The sequence below is a fragment of the Nocardiopsis suaedae genome (assembly GCF_027706745.1).
GTDB lineage: Bacteria > Actinomycetota > Actinomycetes > Streptosporangiales > Streptosporangiaceae > Nocardiopsis_A > Nocardiopsis_A suaedae.
The window spans coordinates 16,925-34,796 of sequence record NZ_JAQFWP010000072.1; the positions used below are offsets into that span (position 1 = coordinate 16,925).

Genomic DNA, 17,872 nt, shown 5'->3' on the forward strand with positions numbered 1-17,872 from the left:
CGGAGCCTTCGACGTCCCCGCGCGCCTCCGGCGCGCCCGTGCCGATACCGGCGGATGGAGCGACATGGCCGATCAGTTGGTGATCCGGGGTGCCCGCGAGCACAACCTCAAGGACGTCTCGCTCGACCTGCCCCGGGACGCGATGATCGTGTTCACCGGGCTGTCCGGGTCGGGCAAGTCCTCGCTGGCCTTCGACACCATCTTCGCCGAGGGGCAGCGGCGGTACGTGGAGTCGCTGTCGGCCTACGCACGCCAGTTCCTCGGCCAGATGGACAAGCCCGACGTCGACTTCATCGAGGGGCTGTCCCCCGCGGTCTCGATCGACCAGAAGTCCACCAGCCGCAACCCGCGGTCCACCGTCGGCACCATCACCGAGGTCTACGACTACCTGCGCCTGCTGTGGTCGCGCATCGGCGTCCCGCACTGCCCCGAGTGCGGCCGCGAGATCGCCCGCCAGACCCCGCAGCAGATCGTCGACCGCGTCCTGGAGCTGCCCGAGGGCACCCGCTTCCAGGTGCTGGCGCCCCTGGTGCGGGGCCGCAAGGGCGAGTACGCCGAGCTCTTCAAGGACCTGCAGGCCAAGGGGTACACCCGGGCCCTGGTCGACGGCGCGGCCGTGCGCCTGGACGAGGCGCCGGCCCTGAAGAAGACCGAGAAGCACGACATCTCCGTCGTCGTCGACCGCCTCACCGTCAAGGCCACGGCCCTCAAGCGCCTCACCGACTCGGTGGAGACCGCCCTCAAACTGGCCGGCGGGACCATCGTCCTCGACTTCGTCGACGCCGAGCAGGGCACGGCCGACCGCGAGAAGGTCTTCTCCGAGCACCTGTACTGCCCCTACGACGACCTGTCCTTCGAGGAGCTGGAGCCGCGCTCCTTCTCTTTCAACTCCCCCTACGGCGCCTGCCCCGAGTGCGCCGGGCTGGGCACCCGCATGGAGGTCGACCCCGAGCTGGTCGTGCCCGACCCGGAGAAGTCCCTCAACGAGGGGGCCCTCGCCCCCTGGGCGGGCGGCCACGCCGCCGAGTACTTCGGCCGCCTCATGCAGGCCGTGGCCGACGCCATGGGCTTCGACCTGGACACCCCCTGGGAGCGGCTGCCGCGCAGGGCCCGCAAGGCGCTGCTGGAGGGCCACGACACCCAGGTGCACGTGCGCTACCGCAACCGGTACGGCCGCACGCGCTCCTACTACACCTCCTACGAGGGCGTGATCCCCTGGATCAAGCGCCGCCACTCCGAGAGCGAGAGCGACTTCAGCCGCGAGCGGCTGGAGGGGTACATGCGCACCGTGCCCTGCCACGCCTGCGACGGCAAGCGCCTCAAGCCGGTGGTGCTCGCGGTCAAGCTCGGCGGCGCCTCCATCTCCGAGGTGGCCGCGCTGCCGCTGGACGAGGCCGCCGCGTTCCTGCGCGAGCTGGACCTGAGCGAGCGCGACCGGGCCATCGCCGCCCAGGTGCTCAAGGAGATCAGCGCCCGCCTGGGCTTCCTGCTCGACGTGGGCCTGGACTACCTGAGCCTGGAGCGCCCCGCCGGGTCGCTCTCCGGCGGGGAGGCCCAGCGCATCCGCCTGGCCACGCAGATCGGCTCGGGCCTGGTGGGGGTGCTCTACGTGCTGGACGAGCCCTCCATCGGGCTGCACCAGCGGGACAACTTCCGGCTGCTGGAGACGCTGCAGCGGCTCCGCGACATCGGCAACACCCTGATCGTCGTCGAGCACGACGAGGACACCATCCGCGCCGCCGACTGGGTGGTCGACATCGGCCCCGGCGCCGGTGAGCACGGCGGGTCCGTGGTGGTCTCGGGCACCGTCAAGGAGCTGCTGGACAGCCCCGACTCGGCCACCGGCGACTACCTGTCCAAGCGCCGCGAGATCGCGGTGCCGCAGGTGCGGCGCCCCCGGACCAAGGGCCGCGAGCTGGTGGTGCGCGGCGCCCGGGAGAACAACCTCAAGGGCATCGACGCCGCCTTCCCGCTGGGCGTGTTCACCGCCGTCACCGGCGTGTCCGGGTCGGGCAAGTCCACCCTGGTCAACGAGATCCTGTACAAGGTGCTGGCCAAGGAGCTGCAGGGCGCCCGCGCGGTGCCCGGCCGCCACGTGCGGGTCAACGGGCTCAACCAGGTGGACAAGGTCGTGCACGTCGACCAGAGCCCCATCGGGCGCACCCCGCGCTCCAACCCGGCCACCTACACCGGCGTGTGGGACCACATCCGCAAGCTGTTCGCCCAGACCACCGAGGCCAAGGTGCGCGGCTACCAGCCGGGTCGGTTCTCCTTCAACGTCAAGGGCGGCCGGTGCGAGGCCTGCTCCGGCGACGGCACGCTCAAGATCGAGATGCAGTTCCTGCCGGACGTGTACGTCCCCTGCGAGGTGTGCCACGGGGCGCGCTTCAACCGGGAGACCCTGGACGTGCACTACAAGGGCAAGAGCATCGCCGAGGTCCTCGACATGACCATCGAGGAGGCGCTGGACTTCTTCGAGCCCATCACCGCGATCCGGCGGCACATGCAGACCCTCAACGACGTCGGGCTGGGGTACGTGCGGCTGGGACAGCCCGCGACCACCCTGTCCGGCGGCGAGGCCCAGCGCGTCAAGCTCGCCACCGAGCTGCAGCGCCGCTCCACCGGCCGCACCGTCTACGTCCTGGACGAGCCCACCACCGGCCTGCACTTCGAGGACGTGCGCAAGCTGCTGGGGGTGCTCGACCGGCTCGCCGACGCGGGCAACACGGTCATCGTCATCGAGCACAACCTGGACGTGATCAAGACCGCCGACCACATCGTCGACATGGGCCCCGAGGGCGGCTCGGGCGGCGGCACCGTGGTGGCCGAGGGCACCCCCGAGGAGGTCGCGCAGGTCTCCGCCTCCTACACCGGCCGGTTCCTCGCCGAGATCATGTGAGGCGGCGCAGCGCCGATTCGGTGGAGAGGCGCGCCCCGCCGGACAGGCGCTCCGCCACGCCACCTGAGCCGTAGGCTGGGGGCGTGGAGAGCACAGAGAGGGAGTGGCCGCTGTTCGGGCGGCGGGCCGTCGCCCGTGTGGTGGACCTGGTCATCGCCACCGGCATCAACCTGGCGGTGACCGCCGGGCTGGACCCCGTCCTGCCCGGCGGGGCCGACGCCGTCGACCCCACGGTGGTCGGCGCCGTCGCCCTGTCGGTCGCGGCCTTCGCCGTCTACGCCGGGTACGAGGTGGTGATGACCGGCGTGTACGGCGCCACCCCCGGAAAGCTGCTGGCCAAGGTCCGCCTGGACCCGGGGCCGCCCGAGCCCAGGGCGGTGCTGATCCGCTCGGCCGTGCTCTTCGGGTACCTGCTGGTGTACTACATCCCGCTGCTGAACCTGTTGGCGCTCATGGCCTCCGTCTACGCGGTGTTCTCCGCGCTGATCGACCGGCCGGGGCACCGGGGCCTCCACGACAGGCTCGCCGGGACGAGCGTCGTGCCGCGGGTCGGTAAAGTCGGGGCATGAGCCATGCTCCGTCCTGGGCGCCCTCGCGCTCGCCCCTCGCGTCGTGGGGACCGCGCTTCCTCGCCCGCCTGATCGACATCCTGGTGGTCGTGGTGCCGGCCCTGCTCATCGGCGCGGTGCTCGCGCTGATGCTGACCGGGCTGCTCGCGCTGATCGGACGGGGCGGGCTGGAGACGAGCTTCGCCATCCTCAACTCGGTGGCCGCCTTCGTCCTCGGCACCGCCTACGAGGCGGTGTCGGTCACCCGGTGGCGGATGACCCTGGGCATGCGCGTCCTGGGGCTGCGGGTGGCCCCGCTGTCCGGCGCCGGGTACCCCGGGCCGCTCCCCGTCATGGCGTCCGTGGCGCGCGGCGCCCTGCTGTGGAGCCCGGTGATCTTCGGCTTCTCCGCGCCGGCCATGTGGACCCTGGCCGTCCTCGCCCTGGTCCTGTTCGGCCTGTGGCCGCTGTGGGACCGCCCCAACCGCCAGGGCCTCCACGACAAGGTCGCCGGGACGGTGGTGCTCAGCACCCGCTGAGCCCCGGTCCCAGAAGCGCCCCCTGTTCGCGGCACCCCGCCGCCGGTACTAGATTGGCGGAGGCAAGAAGGACTACGCCGTGTAGTAGGAGCGGTGTCGCGGAGAGGAGCCGTGCATGGGCGCGGGGGGAACGTGCTGCGGGATCACGCGGCGGCGGATGCTCGGGACCGCCGGAGCGGCCGGGGCGGCCGCCCTGGGGGCCGCCGGGTGCGGGGGCGGCGACGAGCCCGAGGCGCAGGACGCGCTCATCGGTGACGTCGTGGCCCAGACCGGCGACGTCCCCGAGGGCGGCGGGACCGTCATCGTGCGCGGCAAGCTGGTCCTCACCCAGCCCGGGAAGGGCGACTACCGCGCCTTCAGCGCCGAATGCACGCACGCGGGCTGCACCATCCAGGAAGTGGAGAAGGACATCCACTGCCTGTGCCACGGCAGCAGGTTCGACCTGGCCACGGGCGAGCCGGTGCAGGGCCCGGCCACCGAGCCGCTCAAGCGGTTCGACATCACGGTGGACGGCACCGACATCACCCTGGAAGGCGAGCAGGAGGCCTGACCGCCCCTCCCTTGTCGATCTCGGGAAAAACGACGCTATAACCGTGCTCGTAGCGTCGTTTTCCCCGAGATCATCGGGGCCGGGCTGGGCCTAGACGCCCCCGTCGTCCCCGCCGTCGTCGGAGCCGTCCGGGCGGCGGCCCCCGCCCAGCGGCCCGTCGGGGGCCTGGGCCGAGCGGCCGCGGCCGCGGATCGCCGCGGTGAAGGCGGCGGCCTTGCCGTCCTCGCCCTCCTCGGTGCGCAGCACGCGCTCGGCCGTGTCGCCGTCGGCCGCGATGAACTCGGTGCGGCGGCGCGGCAGCGCCTCGGGGAACCGCTCGGCGATGTAGGTGATCAGGTGCTCGCGCAGGTCGCAGCACAGGTCCCAGCGCGCGTCGGAGTCGGCGGTGGTGACCACCGCGCGCAGCTGCACGGTGCCTTCGAGCACGTCGGTGGCCTGCACGGACCAGCGGCGCCCGTCCCACAGCGGGTGCGCGGTGACGAAGGCGCCCACCTCGCGGCGGATCTCCTCGACCGGCACCTCCCAGTCCACCTGCAGCATGACCGTGCCGGTGATCTCGGTGCCGTGCTTGGTCCAGTTCTCGAAGGGCTTGCTGGTGAGGTCGGAGACCGGCACCACCAGCCGCCGCTCGTCCCAGATGCGCAGGGTGACGTGGGTGAGGCTGATCTCCTCGACCCGGCCCCACTCGCCGTCGAAGACGATGATGTCGTTGATCCGCAGCGCGTCGCCGAAGGTGAGCTGCAGCCCGGCGAACAGGTTGCCCAGGACGGACTGGGCGGCGACGCCGGCGATGATGCCGATCACGCCCGCGGAGGTGAGCAGCCCGGCACCGAGCAGGCGCACCGAGTCGAAGGTGAACAGCACCGCCGCGGTGGCGATCACCACGATGACGCCGGTCACCACCCGGCGGGTCAGGCGCACCTGGGTGCGCAGGCGGCGGGCGCGGCGGTCGGCGTCCTCGTTGCTGTCGGCGAGCTTGGCCAGCACCGCGTCGGTGACCGCGTAGGCCGCCGACGTCGCCAGCCAGGTCACGCCGATGATCATCGCGATGGCCAGGGCGTGGGTGATCGGCGCGTACAGCGAGCGGTCCTCCATCTCGGACACGCTCGGCAGCGAGAGGTTCACTCCGATGGCCGCCGCCGCGACGTAGGCCGAGTAGCGGCAGCGGTTCACCAGGTAGCCCGCCAGGGTCCAGACCTTGGAGAGCTGGTGGGTGAGCAGCCAGTGCACGACCGCAACGAGACCCGTCGCCACCAGCACCGATATCGCGATGCCCGTCCACTGCATGAGGTCCACGGCTCTGTCGCCCTTCCTTTCGGGGTCCTCGACCAACCTAGGACATCCGGATGCTGAATCGTGACGTTTGGGACCGTGTATACCGCAGAGCCGGACATGGCGGGTGTTACGGGCGATTGGTCGAACGTCCCCGGGGCCGACCACAATGGAGCCATGACGGTCCGACCCCATCTGCGCCCCAGCCCGGGTTCGATTCCGACCTCGCCCGGGGTATACCGCTTCCGTGACGAGCACGGGCGGGTCATCTACGTGGGCAAGGCGAAGAACCTGCGCGCGCGGCTCTCCAACTACTTCCAGGACTTCGCCGCGCTCCACCCCCGCACGCAGACCATGGTCTCCACCGCCGCCGACGTCGACTGGACGGTCGTCGGCACCGAGGTGGAGGCCCTCCAGCTGGAGTACTCCTGGATCAAGGAGTACGACCCCCGCTTCAACGTCAAGTACCGGGACGACAAGAGCTACCCCTACCTGGCCGTCACCATGGGTGAGGAGTACCCCCGGGTGCAGGTCATGCGGGGGGCCAAGCGCAAAGGGGTGCGCTACTTCGGGCCCTACGGCCACGCCTGGGCCATCCGGGAGACCGTCGACCTCCTGCTGCGCGTGTTCCCGGTTCGGACCTGCTCGGCAGGGGTGTTCCGGAGCGCCCGCAACAGCGGCCGCCCCTGCCTGCTGGGCTACATCGGCAAGTGCGCGGCCCCCTGCACCGGGCGGATCGGCACCGAGGACCACCGCGAGCTGGCCGAGGACTTCTGCTCCTTCATGGCCGGGGACACCGGGCGCTTCATCCGCGCGCTGGAGGGCTCCATGCGCGAGGCCGCTCTGGAGCAGGAGTACGAGCGCGCCGCGCGCATCCGCGACGACCTGGAGGCGCTGCGCACCGCCCTGGAGAAGCAGTCGGTGGTGCTCTCCGACTCCACCGACTGCGACGTCATCGCCTTCGCCGAGGACCCCCTGGAGGCCGCGGTCCAGGTCTTCTACGTGCGCGGGGGCCGCATCCGCGGGCGCCGCGGCTGGGTGGTGGACAAGGTCGAGGACGTGGGCACCGGGGGCCTCGTCGAGCGCTTCCTCGCCCAGGCCTACGGCGGCGGGGACGCGGGCGGGGCGGACGGCCCCTCGGGCGCGGGCGTGCCGCGCGAGGTCCTCGTCTCGGCCGAGCCCGCCGACCGCGACGCGGTCACGGCCTGGCTCGCGGAGCTGCGGGGGGCGCGCGTGGACCTGCGGGTACCCCAGAGGGGCGACAAGAAGACCCTGTTGGAGACCGTGGGCAAGAACGCCGAGCAGGCCCTGGCCCGGCACAAGACGCAGCGGGCCGGGGACCTGACCACGCGCAGCCGCGCCCTGCAGGAGGTCCAGGAGGCCCTGGACCTGGCCGAGGCGCCGCTGCGCATCGAGTGCTACGACATCTCCAACCTGATGGGTGAGCACGTGGTGGCCTCCATGGTGGTCTTCGAGGACGGCCTGGCGCGCAAGCGCGAGTACCGGCGCTTCTCCATCCGCGGCACCGCCAAGGGCGACCGGGAGCAGCACGACGTCGCCTCCATGTACGAGGTGATCCACCGCCGATTCAGCCGCTACCTGGAGGAGGGCCGCAAGAGCGGCGAGCTGGCCACCATGGGAGAGGAGGGACCCGGCGGGGGCGCGCCGCCCGAGGGGGAGGGGGCGGCCCCCGGCAAGTTCGCCTACCCGCCTAACCTTGTGGTGGTGGACGGGGGCCGCCCGCAGGCGGAGGCGGCCCGCCGGGCGCTGGACGACCTGGGCATCGACGACGTGGCGGTGTGCGGCCTGGCCAAGCGGCTGGAAGAGGTCTGGCTGCCCGGCGAGGAGGACCCGGTGATCCTGCCGCGCGCGGGGGAGGGCCTGTACCTGCTGCAGCGGGTGCGCGACGAGGCGCACCGGTTCGCCGTCTCCTACCACCGCAAGAAGCGCTCGGCGGCGCTGACCGGGAGCGCGCTGGACGACGTCCCGGGCCTGGGGCCGGCCCGCCGCAACGCGCTGCTCAAGCACTTCGGCTCGGTCAAGAGGCTCAAGGCGGCCGGCCCGGACGAGATCGCGCAGGTGCCGGGGGTGGGCCGGGCCACCGCCGAGGCCGTGCACGCCCACCTCACCGGTGGACAGGAACGCAACGATGGGGGATGACCTGATGGCGGAGGGACTCAGTGCGGAGCTGCCGCCGGAGATCGTGATCGTCACCGGCATGTCCGGGGCGGGGCGCAGCACCGCCGCCCGGGCCCTGGAGGACCTGGACTGGTTCGTGGTGGACAACCTGCCGCCCGGACTGCTGCCCACCATGATCGAGCTGGCCGGGCGCACCCGCGGCGCCGTGCCCCGGGTGGCGGCCGTGGTGGACGTCCGCTCCATGGCCTTCACCGAGGACCTGCTGTCCACGGTGGAGGCGCTGCGCTCGCGCGGTATCGCCGCCCGGGTGGTGTTCCTGGAGGCGAGCGACGAGGCGCTGGTGCGCCGGTTCGAGAGCGTGCGCCGCCCGCACCCGCTGCAGGGCGAGGGGCGGCTCACCGACGGCATCGCCCGGGAGCGGGAGACCCTGCGCGCCATCAGAGGCGAGGCCGACCTGGTGATCGACACCTCGCAGAGCAACGTGCACCAGCTCAAGGCCAAGGTGATCGGGTTCTTCGGCGAGGCCGAGGAGGCCAAGCCGCGCGCCAACGTGGTCTCGTTCGGTTTCAAGCACGGCCTGCCGGTCGACGCCGACCTGGTGCTGGACTGCCGCTTCCTGCCCAACCCGCACTGGGTTCCCGAGCTGCGCCCGCTCAACGGCCGCGACGGGCCGGTCCGCGAGTACGTGCTGGCGCAGGGCGGCGCCAAGGAGATGCTGGACGCCTACACCGAGGTGCTGCGCCTGCTGATCGAGGGCTACCGGCGCGAGGGCAAGCACTACATGACCCTCGCGGTGGGATGCACCGGCGGCAAGCACCGCAGCGTGGCCATGGCCGAGCGGTTCGGCGAGATCCTCGGCGAGGAGGGCGTGGAGGTCCACGTCGTGCACCGCGACGTCGGCCGCGAGTAGCCCGTGCGCGCGGGCGCGGGCGGCGGGGGCGCCGGATCGCGCGCCCCTGCGCGAACGCGGGGTGCGCTATATTCTCGTGTCGGCCCGATAACCAAGGGCCACGGGGCCGGGCAGGCCCTGTCAGGACGTGGAGCCTTCGGGGCGCCCGGGCGATGAAGCGTCAACCGCCGGCGGCGGACACGGTCCGTCGGCTGGAGTCTCCCGTCCTTAAGGCGGGAGAGGATGTCAACATTGGGCCGGTGACGAACATGGGAGCAGGCGCGCGGACCGGTCCGCCCGACGACGACGGGCCGCCGCCCCGGGTGGTGGCGCTGGGCGGCGGGCACGGGCTGTCGGCGTCCCTGCAGGCGCTGCGGCGGGTGACCACCGATCTGACCGCTGTGGTCACCGTCGCCGACGACGGCGGATCGAGCGGGCGGCTCCGCCGCGAACTGGGGGTGCTGCCCCCGGGCGACCTGCGGATGGCGCTGGCGGCGCTGTGCGGCGACGACGAGTGGGGCCACACCTGGAGCGAGGTGGTCCAGCACCGGTTCCGCAGCGAGGGGGAGCTGCACGGGCACGCCGTGGGCAACCTGCTGATCGTGGCGCTGTGGGAGCTGCTGGGCGACTCGGTGGCCGGGCTGGACTGGGTGGGCCAGCTGCTCGGGGCGCACGGCCGGGTGCTGCCGATGTCCTCGGTGCCGCTGGACATCGCCGCCGAAGTGGAGGGGGCCGACCCGGCCCGCCCCGGCGAGGTGGTGACCGTGCGCGGCCAGGTGGCCTGCGCCAGCACCGGCGGGCGGGTGCGCTCGATCTCCCTGCTGCCCGAGGCGCCCCCGGCCTCCCCGCAGGCGGTCAAGGCGGTGCACGAGGCCGACTGGGTCGTCTTCGGCCCGGGGTCGTGGTTCACCAGCGTGCTGCCGCACCTGCTGGTGCCGGACCTGGCGCGGGCGCTGGTCGACACCGAGGCGCGGCGGGTGGTGGCGCTCAACCTGTCCCCGCAGCGGGGCGAGACCGACGGGTTCCGGCCCGAGACCTACCTGAAGGTGCTCGAGGAGCACGCCCCCGAGCTGGGGGTGGACGTGGTGCTGGCCGACCGGTCGGTGGTGCAGGACGCCGGACCGCTGCGGGAGGCGGCGGCGCGGCTGGGCGGCGAGCTCGTCCTCGGCGACGTGGCGGTCGGCGACGGCACTCCCCGGCACGACCCGGACCGCCTGGCGGCCGTGTTCGACCGGGTGTTCCGGGGCGCGGACCAGTAGTCTGCCAGGGTAGACGAGTTCCAGGGGGAGGACCGCATCCATGGCGATGACCGGCGTGGTCAAGGACGAACTGAGCCGGCTGTCGGTGCTCAAACCGTGCTGCCGCAAGGCCGAGGTCTCCACGATCCTGCGCTTCACCGGGGGGCTGCACCTGGTTGGCGGGCGGATCGTGATCGAGGCCGAACTGGACACCGGGGCGGCCGCCCGCCGGTTGCGCAAGGACATCTCCGAGGTCTTCGGCCACGAGTCCGAGGTGGTGGTGCTGGCCCCCAGCGGGCTGCGCAAGGGCAACCGCTACGTGGTGCGGGTGATCAAGGACGGCGAGAGCCTGGCCCGGCAGACCGGCCTGATCGACAACAACGGCCGCCCGGTGCGCGGGCTGCCGCGGCACGTGGTGGCCGGGGGCGCGTGCGACGCCGAGTCGGCGTGGCGGGGGGCGTTCATCGCGCACGGGTCGCTGACCGAGCCGGGGCGGTCGATGTCGCTGGAGGTCACCTGCCCGGGGCCGGAGGCGGCGCTGGCCCTGGTGGGGGCGGCCCGGCGGCTCAAAGTGCACGCCAAGGCGCGCGAGGTGCGCGGTGTGGACCGGGTGGTGGTGCGCGACGGCGACTCCATCGGGGCGCTGCTCACCCTGCTGGGGGCCCACCAGAGCGTGCTGGCCTGGGAGGAGCGGCGCATGCGCCGCGAGGTGCGGGCCACCGCCAACCGGCTGGCCAACTTCGACGACGCCAACCTGCGGCGCAGCGCCCGCGCGGCGGTGGCCGCGGGCGCGCGGGTGGAGCGGGCGCTGGAGATCCTCGGCGAGGAGGCCCCCGACCACCTGGTGGCGGCCGGGCGGCTGCGGCTGGCGCACAAGCAGGCCTCGCTGGAGGAGCTGGGCCAGCTGTCCGCGCCCCCGCTGACCAAGGACGCCATCGCCGGGCGGATCCGGCGCCTGCTGGCCATGGCCGACAAGCGCGCGTGTGACCTTGGTATCCCCGGCACCGACGCCAACCTGACCCCCGACATGCTGGTCCCCTGAGCGTGTGAATCGGTGTGAAGGAATCAGAATTCTTCCCGGTCACCCCGGGTGCGGGTGTTCGCGTTTGTGAGGGGCGAGCGGCCTGCGAAAACTTCTGAAAATGGTCTAGGCCTCTGGTCCTGAGCGGTGCCACACTGGGCCCGGCGCCGCGGCGGGGCGATAGGCTCGAGCCGCGAAGACCCACCCCCCGGCGCACTATCCGCCCGCGCGAATTACGTGAGGAGACTGGTTACCGTGACCATCCGTGTAGGCGTGAACGGTTTCGGTCGGATCGGCCGCAACTTCTGGCGCGCCGCCCAGGCCGCCGGCAGCGAGGTCGAGATCGTCGCGGTGAACGACCTCACCGACAACGCCACCCTGGCGCACCTGCTCAAGTACGACTCGGTGCTGGGCACCCTGGACGGCGACGTCGAGGTCGCCGAGGACTCCATCCGGGTCGGCAACACGACGATCAAGACGCTGGAGCAGCGCGACCCGGCCCAGCTGCCCTGGGGCGACCTCGGCGTCGACGTCGTCATCGAGTCCACCGGCCGCTTCACCAACGCCGAGGACGCCAAGAAGCACATCCAGGCAGGTGCGAAGAAGGTCATCGTCTCCGCCCCGGCCAAGGGCGAGGACATGACCGTGGTCATGGGCGTCAACGACGACCAGTACGACCCGGCGAAGCACCACGTCATCTCCAACGCCTCGTGCACCACCAACTGCGTGGCGCCGATGGCCAAGGTCCTGCTCGACTCCTTCGGGATCGAGAAGGGCCTGATGACGACGGTCCACGCCTACACCAACGACCAGGTCCTCCTGGACTTCCCGCACAAGGACCTGCGCCGGGCCCGCGCCGCGGGCACCAACATCATCCCGACCAGCACCGGCGCCGCCAAGGCCACCGCCCTGGTGCTGCCCGAGCTCAAGGGCAAGCTGGACGGCATGGCCATGCGCGTCCCGGTGCCGGACGGCTCCGTCACCGACCTGGTCGTCGAGCTGGAGCGGGACGTCACCGCCGAGGAGGTCAACGCCGCGTTCAAGGCCGCCGCCGACGGCCCGCTGAAGAACGTGCTGCGCTACACCGCCGACCCGATCGTCTCCTCCGACATCGTCGGCACCTCGCCCTCCTGCACCTTCGACTCCGCGCTCACCATGGCCTTCGGCAACACGGTCAAGATCGTGGGCTGGTACGACAACGAGTGGGGCTACTCCAACCGCCTCGTCGACGCCGCCAAGCTGGTCGGCACCGGCCTTTAAGGGCTCATCCGGGCGGCGCGCTCCCCACGGGGCGCGCCGCCCGCCCTGTTCCACCCACCCATGAATCCGACAACGGAGAAGAGCATGCGGACGATCGACGACCTCGACGTCGCGGGCAAGCGGGTGTTCGTCCGGTCCGACCTGAACGTCCCCCTCGACGGCGGGCGCATCACCGACGACGGCCGGATCCGCGCCGCCCTGCCCACCATCGAGAAGCTGCGCGGCCGCGGCGCCCGGGTGGTCGTCGCCGCCCACCTGGGCCGCCCCAAGGGCGCCCCGGACCCCGAATTCACGCTGCGCCCCGTCGCCGAGCGCCTCGGCGAGCTGCTGGGCGCCCCGGTCGCCTTCGCCGAGGACACCGCGGGCGACTCGGCCCGCGCCACCGTCGCAGGCCTGGCCGACGGCGGCGTTGCGCTGCTGGAGAACCTGCGCTTCGAGCCCGGCGAGACCAGCAAGGACGACGGCGAGCGCGGCGAGTTCGCCGACCGCCTGGCCGCACTGGCCGACCTGTACGTGGGCGACGGCTTCGGCGCCGTGCACCGCAAGCACGCCAGCGTCTACGACCTGCCGCAGCGGCTGCCGCACGCGGTCGGCGGGCTGGTGCTGGCCGAGGTGCAGGTGCTGCGGCGGCTCACCGAGGACCCGCAGCGCCCCTACACCGTCGTGCTCGGCGGCGCCAAGGTCTCCGACAAGCTCGGCGTCATCGCCAACCTGCTGGGCACCGCCGACCGCCTGGTCATCGGCGGCGGCATGGCCTACACCTTCCTCAAGGCCAAGGGGTACGAGGTCGGGTCCAGCCTGCTGGAGGCCGACCAGGTCGACACCGTCGCCGGGTACCTGCGCGAGGCGGAGGAGCGCGGCGTGGAGATCGTCCTCCCGGTCGACGTGGTCGCCGCCGGGTCCTTCTCGGCCGACGCCCCGCACGGCCCCGTTCCGGTCGAGGCCATCCCCGCCGACCGGATGGGCCTGGACATCGGGCCGCGCAGCGCGGACCTGTTCGGGGAGAAGGTCCGCGACAGCCGCACCGTCTTCTGGAACGGGCCCATGGGCGTGTTCGAGATGGAACCCTACTCCCACGGCACCCGCGCGCTGGCGCGGGCGCTCACCGACGCGTCCGCCCTCACCGTCGTCGGCGGCGGCGACTCGGCCGCGGCCGTGCGCGCCCTCGGATTCGACGAGGCGGGCTTCGGCCACATCTCCACCGGCGGCGGCGCCAGCCTGGAGTACCTGGAGGGCAAGGACCTTCCGGGCATCGAGGCCCTTCAGGACTGAGAGGAACCACCCACATGGCACAGCCCGAGCGCAAGCCGCTCCTCGCCGGCAACTGGAAGATGAACAACAACCACCTCGAGGCGATCGCGCTGGTGCAGAAGCTGGCCTTCGCCCTCGACGCCGCGGACTACGACCGCGCCGAGGTGGTCGTCCTCCCGCCCTTCACCGACCTGCGCAGCGTGCAGACCCTCGTGGACGGCGACAAGCTCAGCATCGGCTACGGCGCCCAGGACCTGTCCCGGCACGAGAAGGGGGCCTACACCGGCGAGGTGTCCGGTTCCATGCTCGCCAAGCTGGGCTGCTCCTACGTGCTGGCCGGGCACTCCGAGCGCCGTGAGTACCACGCCGAGGACGACGCCCTGGTCAACGCCAAGGTGAAGGCGGCGTTCGCGCACGGCATCACCCCGATCCTGTGCGTGGGCGAGGGGCTGGAGGTCCGCAAGGCCGCGAACCACGTCGCGCACACCGCCGACCAGGTGCGCAAGGCCGTCGACGGGCTCACCGCCGAGCAGGTCGAGCGCCTGGTCGTGGCCTACGAGCCGGTGTGGGCCATCGGCACCGGCGAGGTCGCCACCCCCGACGACGCCCAGGAGGTGTGCGGGGCCGCGGTCCGCTCCACCCTCGCCGAGCTGTACGACGAGGCCACCGCCGCCAAGACGCGGGTGCTCTACGGCGGGTCGGTCAAGCCCGACAACATCGCCGGGATCATGGACATGGCCGACATCGACGGCGCCCTGGTGGGCGGCGCGAGCCTGAAGGCCGACGACTTCGCCAAGCTCGTGCGGCTGGGCAAGTGACCCCGCGGGCGTCGCCGGGTGCCCACACCCCGTGACGCCCGGAGTGCGGGGCGCGCTACACTTCCCCGGAGGCTCCGCCTCCTGGCGTACGCGCGCCCCGCGTTCGCGTTAGAATTCCAGATACTGTCCCCGGTCCCTCCTCCGCCGGGCCGCCGGTCACCCCGGCGTCCCAGCCGAGCGGCGAGCGTGCGGGTCTCGGGACCCAAGGTCGTCAATTCCCCACGTCGGGGTCGAGATACGGGTGAGCGTGTGATCCTCGGTCTGTCCATCCTCGTGATGCTCTGCAGCGTGCTGCTGGTCCTCATGGTGCTCCTGCACAAGGGCAAGGGCGGCGGTCTGTCCGACCTCTTCGGGGGCGGCGTCACCTCCTCCCTCGGCGGCTCGTCGGTGGTGGAGCGCAATCTGGACCGGATCACCGTCGTGACGGCCCTGGTCTGGATCATCGCGATCGTCGCCCTCGGCCTGCTCATCAACCGGGGCGCCTGAACACTTGCGCCGCGCCCGCCCCCGGGCGCGCGACCGTCTCAACTCCGCCCCGCCTTCGGCGGGGCGTGTCCGCCGAAGGAGAGTTCCGTGGGTAGTGGCAGCGCCATCCGTGGCAGCCGCGTGGGCGCCGGCCCGATGGGCGAGGCCGAGCGCGGCGAGTCCGCGCCGCGCATCCGGGTCCCGTTCTACTGCGCCAACAAGCACGAGGTCGTGCCGAGCTTCTCGAACGAGGCCGCCGTCCCCGAGGAGTGGGACTGCCCCCGCTGCGGGTTCCCCGCAGGGAAGGACCCGGAGAACCCGCCGTCGCCGCCGCGGACCGAGCCCTACAAGACGCACCTGGCCTACGTGAAGGAGCGCCGCAGCGAGGAGGACGGCAAGGCGATCCTGGACGAGGCCCTGGCCAAGCTCCGCGCGGAGCGCGCCGAGATCCGCGCCGAGATGGAGGCCAACGCCAAGGCGAAGGCGAAGGCCAAGGCCGGGCGCTGAGGCCGGGCCCGCGCGCAGGGCGCGCGGGAGCCTGATGACGACACGAGGACGGGGATCCCACGCGGGGTCCCCGTCCTTCGTCGTTCCTTCCCGCCCCGGGGCGGCCCTCCTGCCCAGGCTCAGCCTGTCGGAGTCCTTCCGCCCAGGCGCCGGGTCAGCTCGGCGGCCGCGTCGCGGGCGCGCGAGGCCAGGGCGGTGGGGGTGACGGGCCGCTCGGAGGGCACGGTGAGGCTGATCGAGGCGGCCGGGGCGGCGTTGTGGTCGAAGGCGGCGGCCGCCACCGAGGAGAAGCCGTCGGTGACCTGGCCCTCCTCGAGCGAGTAGCCCTGGCGCCGCTCGGCGGCCAGGACCTCGCGCAGCTCGCCGGGGGCGGCGGGGCCGCGGCCGGTGCGGTCGACGAAGGACGCGGCGCCCGGGTAGAGGGCCCGCACCTGCGCGCGCGGCAGGTGCGCCAGCAGGGCGCGTCCGGAGGCGGTCAGGTGGGCGGGCAGGCGGACGCCCACGCCGGTGATGAGGGTGGGGGCGTGCGGGGGCTGCTCCTTGAGCAGGTAGAGGGTGTCGCGGCCGTGCAGGATGCCCAGGTGGGCGGTGGCGCCGGTCTCCTCGCACAGGCGGGAGAGCAGGGGGCGGGCGAGCCGCTCCAAGGGGTCGTGGCGCAGGTACGCCGAACCGATCTCGAAGGCGGCCACGCCCAGGCCCCACCGCTGCTCCTCGGGCAGGTGGACGACGAAGCCCTCTTCGGCGAGGGCTTCGAGGAGCTGGTAGGCGCTCGACCGCGGCAGCCCCAGCTCGGAGGCGAGGGCCGAGGCCGACACCGGCCCGGAGCGCCCGGCCAGGTGCCGCAGCATCCGCAGGGCCCGGGTGGCGGCCGGTACATGCGACATGCACCGCATTGTCGCATGTCAGCCTGGGGTCGCGGCCCGTCGCCTCCACCGGCGCCCGGTCCCCGGCCGCAGGCGGCCCGCCGGGCGGCGCGATCGCGGGAGGCGCGCCGGCCTCTTCGGGGCGGCGCCGTCAGTGCGCGGTGCGGCCATGGTTCACCTGACCAGGAAGACGTCGGCGCGTTCGGTGCGGACGCTGAGGCGGCCGCAGGCGCAGCGGGTGTAGGCGACGGTCCCGAAGGACACGCGGTGGCGCGAGACCACCTGCTCGTCGGTGCCGTCGGGGCGCCCGCAGCCGGGGCAGCGGGCCAGGTCGGGATCGGTCCGGGGCGCGGTTTCGATGTCCATGGGTCCAGTGTGGGCGCCGGGCATACTTCAGGTCCATCTCAACTTTGTGAAGGAAAACGTGTAGCATCGTCTACATGATCGATGTCCGCAGGCTGCGCGTCCTGAGAGCCGTCGCCGACCACGGCACGGTCACCGCCGCCGCCGACGCCATGCACCTCACCCCGTCCGCCGTGTCCCAGCAGGTCCGTGCCCTCGGCCGGGACCTGGGCGTGGAACTGCTCGTCCCGCAGGGGCGCGGGATCCGGCTCACCTCCGAAGGGCAGGTGCTGCTGGAGCACGCCGACGCCATGGAGGAGCGCTGGGAGCGGGCGCTGACCGATCTGGCCGCGCACGCCGAGGGGCGGACCGGTGTGCTGCGCATCGTCGCCTACCCGACGGCGGTGTCCGCGCTGGCGGCCCCGGTGGCCGCCCGGCTGCGGGCGCGGGCGCCCCGGCTCTCGGTCGAGATCGGCGAGGTCGACGGGACACCGGCCTACGAGGCGCTGCTGGCAGGGCGTGCCGACATCGCCGTGGCGGTCCCGCCGCCGGACGGTCCACCGGCCGACGACCGCCGCTTCGACCAGCGCCCGCTGCTGCGCGAGCCCCTGGACCTGTTCGTCCCGGCCGGCCACCCGCTCCAGGGGCGTGCACAGGTGCGCCTGGACGAGGCGGCGGGGGAGGAGTGGATCGCCTCCAAGGACGAGTGCCACCAGGCGTGGATCGTGCAGTCGGCCTGCTCGGCGGCGGGGTTCACGCCGCACTATGCGCACCGGGTGTCGGACTGGACGGGGGTTCTGGCGCTGGTCGGCTCGGGGCTGGGGGTGACGCTGGGGCCGCGGATGCTCTCCCTGCCCGAGGACGGCGGGGTGGTCCGGGTCCGCCTGGAGGGCGCGTCGGCCCCCTACCGGAGCGTCTTCACTGTCGTGCGCCGGGGAGCAGCGGAACGCCCGGCCGTCTCCCAGGGCCGCCGACTCCTGGAAGAGGTGGCCGCCGACCTCGGCGTCTGACCAGGAGGGGTTCCCCGGGCCTGCTTGCCGGGTGGAGGGCTGCTCGCGGTGCGGGTGGGCGGGCGGCTGGGCTGGTTCCCCGCTGACGGACCCCGGCCGGGCGGCGGGTTTCCGGGGTGCCGGGTGGATGGCGGCGACGACGGGACCAGCGGGTACCCCGCTCCGGGCCCTGGCCGGGCGGCGGGTTTCCGGGGTGTGAGGTAGATGGCGGCGACGAGGCAGGTCGGCGCCCCTACCTGGTGGGTTGTCGGCTGCCGGGTG

Annotated in this window: 17 protein-coding genes; 14 read left to right on the forward strand and 3 right to left on the reverse strand. The window is 72.8% G+C overall.

From position 1 onward, the window contains the following. Positions 1–64 precede the first annotated feature (64 nt). The 4 genes from uvrA to O4U47_RS26650 all read left to right on the forward strand — a co-directional run bounded on the left by uvrA (position 65) and on the right by O4U47_RS26650 (position 4,536). On the forward strand, positions 65–2,899 hold the full coding sequence (uvrA, locus tag O4U47_RS26635) for an excinuclease ABC subunit UvrA (RefSeq protein ID WP_270680730.1): 2,835 nt from the start codon (positions 65–67) through the stop codon (positions 2,897–2,899). An 83-nt stretch (positions 2,900–2,982) separates the two neighbouring features. Continuing rightward, positions 2,983–3,468, forward strand: coding sequence for an RDD family protein (locus O4U47_RS26640; protein ID WP_270680731.1), 486 nt, complete (start codon positions 2,983–2,985; stop codon positions 3,466–3,468). After that, a complete protein-coding gene (locus tag O4U47_RS26645) occupies positions 3,465–3,986 on the forward strand; it encodes an RDD family protein (RefSeq protein WP_270680732.1) in 522 nt (173 codons plus the stop codon). Before O4U47_RS26640 ends, O4U47_RS26645 begins: the two co-directional genes overlap by 4 nt. 115 nt (positions 3,987–4,101) lie before the next feature. Next, entirely contained in the window at positions 4,102–4,536 is a 435-nt protein-coding gene (locus O4U47_RS26650) for a Rieske (2Fe-2S) protein (protein ID WP_408639032.1), read from the forward strand. 90 nt (positions 4,537–4,626) lie between these two features. Here O4U47_RS26650 and O4U47_RS26655 read toward each other — a convergent pair whose 3' ends face one another. Then, positions 4,627–5,832, reverse strand: a complete 1,206-nt coding sequence (locus O4U47_RS26655; protein WP_408639033.1) for a mechanosensitive ion channel family protein — start codon at positions 5,830–5,832, stop codon at positions 4,627–4,629. Positions 5,833–5,985: 153 nt separating this feature from the next. Between O4U47_RS26655 and uvrC the strand changes: the two genes are divergently transcribed. The 9 genes from uvrC (at position 5,986) to O4U47_RS26700 (ending at position 15,396) form a co-directional block, all read left to right on the forward strand. After that, positions 5,986–7,968, forward strand: a complete 1,983-nt coding sequence (gene uvrC, locus O4U47_RS26660) for an excinuclease ABC subunit UvrC (protein WP_270680733.1) — start codon at positions 5,986–5,988, stop codon at positions 7,966–7,968. Positions 7,969–7,972: 4 nt separating this feature from the next. Beyond that, positions 7,973–8,857, forward strand: a complete 885-nt coding sequence (rapZ, locus tag O4U47_RS26665; protein ID WP_026123652.1) for an RNase adapter RapZ — start codon at positions 7,973–7,975, stop codon at positions 8,855–8,857. Positions 8,858–9,105: 248 nt separating this feature from the next. Beyond that, positions 9,106–10,095, forward strand: a complete 990-nt coding sequence (locus O4U47_RS26670; protein ID WP_270680746.1) for a gluconeogenesis factor YvcK family protein — start codon at positions 9,106–9,108, stop codon at positions 10,093–10,095. Between the two features lie 40 nt (positions 10,096–10,135). Then, complete coding sequence (whiA, locus tag O4U47_RS26675; protein WP_270680734.1) at positions 10,136–11,116, forward strand: DNA-binding protein WhiA; 981 nt, start codon at positions 10,136–10,138, stop codon at positions 11,114–11,116. A gap of 234 nt (positions 11,117–11,350) precedes the next feature. Continuing rightward, complete coding sequence (gap, locus tag O4U47_RS26680) at positions 11,351–12,355, forward strand: type I glyceraldehyde-3-phosphate dehydrogenase (protein WP_270680735.1); 1,005 nt, start codon at positions 11,351–11,353, stop codon at positions 12,353–12,355. An 84-nt stretch (positions 12,356–12,439) separates the two neighbouring features. After that, positions 12,440–13,627 carry a phosphoglycerate kinase gene (locus O4U47_RS26685; RefSeq protein ID WP_270680736.1) on the forward strand — a complete coding sequence of 396 codons (1,188 nt, stop codon included), beginning with the start codon at positions 12,440–12,442 and terminating at the stop codon, positions 13,625–13,627. Positions 13,628–13,641: 14 nt separating this feature from the next. Continuing rightward, complete coding sequence (gene tpiA / locus O4U47_RS26690) at positions 13,642–14,424, forward strand: triose-phosphate isomerase (protein WP_270680737.1); 783 nt, start codon at positions 13,642–13,644, stop codon at positions 14,422–14,424. Between the two features lie 249 nt (positions 14,425–14,673). Further along, positions 14,674–14,910, forward strand: coding sequence for a preprotein translocase subunit SecG (gene secG, locus O4U47_RS26695; protein ID WP_270680738.1), 237 nt, complete (start codon positions 14,674–14,676; stop codon positions 14,908–14,910). A gap of 87 nt (positions 14,911–14,997) precedes the next feature. Next, positions 14,998–15,396, forward strand: coding sequence for an RNA polymerase-binding protein RbpA (locus O4U47_RS26700; protein ID WP_270680739.1), 399 nt, complete (start codon positions 14,998–15,000; stop codon positions 15,394–15,396). 119 nt (positions 15,397–15,515) lie between these two features. Here O4U47_RS26700 and O4U47_RS26705 read toward each other — a convergent pair whose 3' ends face one another. Together O4U47_RS26705 and O4U47_RS26710 are read right to left on the reverse strand one after the other, a co-directional pair. Beyond that, complete coding sequence (locus O4U47_RS26705) at positions 15,516–16,280, reverse strand: IclR family transcriptional regulator (RefSeq protein WP_270680740.1); 765 nt, start codon at positions 16,278–16,280, stop codon at positions 15,516–15,518. 153 nt (positions 16,281–16,433) lie between these two features. Next, positions 16,434–16,625: a hypothetical protein gene (locus O4U47_RS26710; RefSeq protein WP_270680741.1), complete on the reverse strand. Its 192-nt coding sequence runs from the start codon at positions 16,623–16,625 to the stop codon at positions 16,434–16,436. A gap of 74 nt (positions 16,626–16,699) precedes the next feature. On the opposite strand from O4U47_RS26710, the gene O4U47_RS26715 reads away from it, so the two are divergent. After that, complete coding sequence (locus O4U47_RS26715; RefSeq protein ID WP_270680742.1) at positions 16,700–17,611, forward strand: LysR family transcriptional regulator; 912 nt, start codon at positions 16,700–16,702, stop codon at positions 17,609–17,611. The last annotated feature ends 261 nt before the right edge of the window (positions 17,612–17,872 follow it).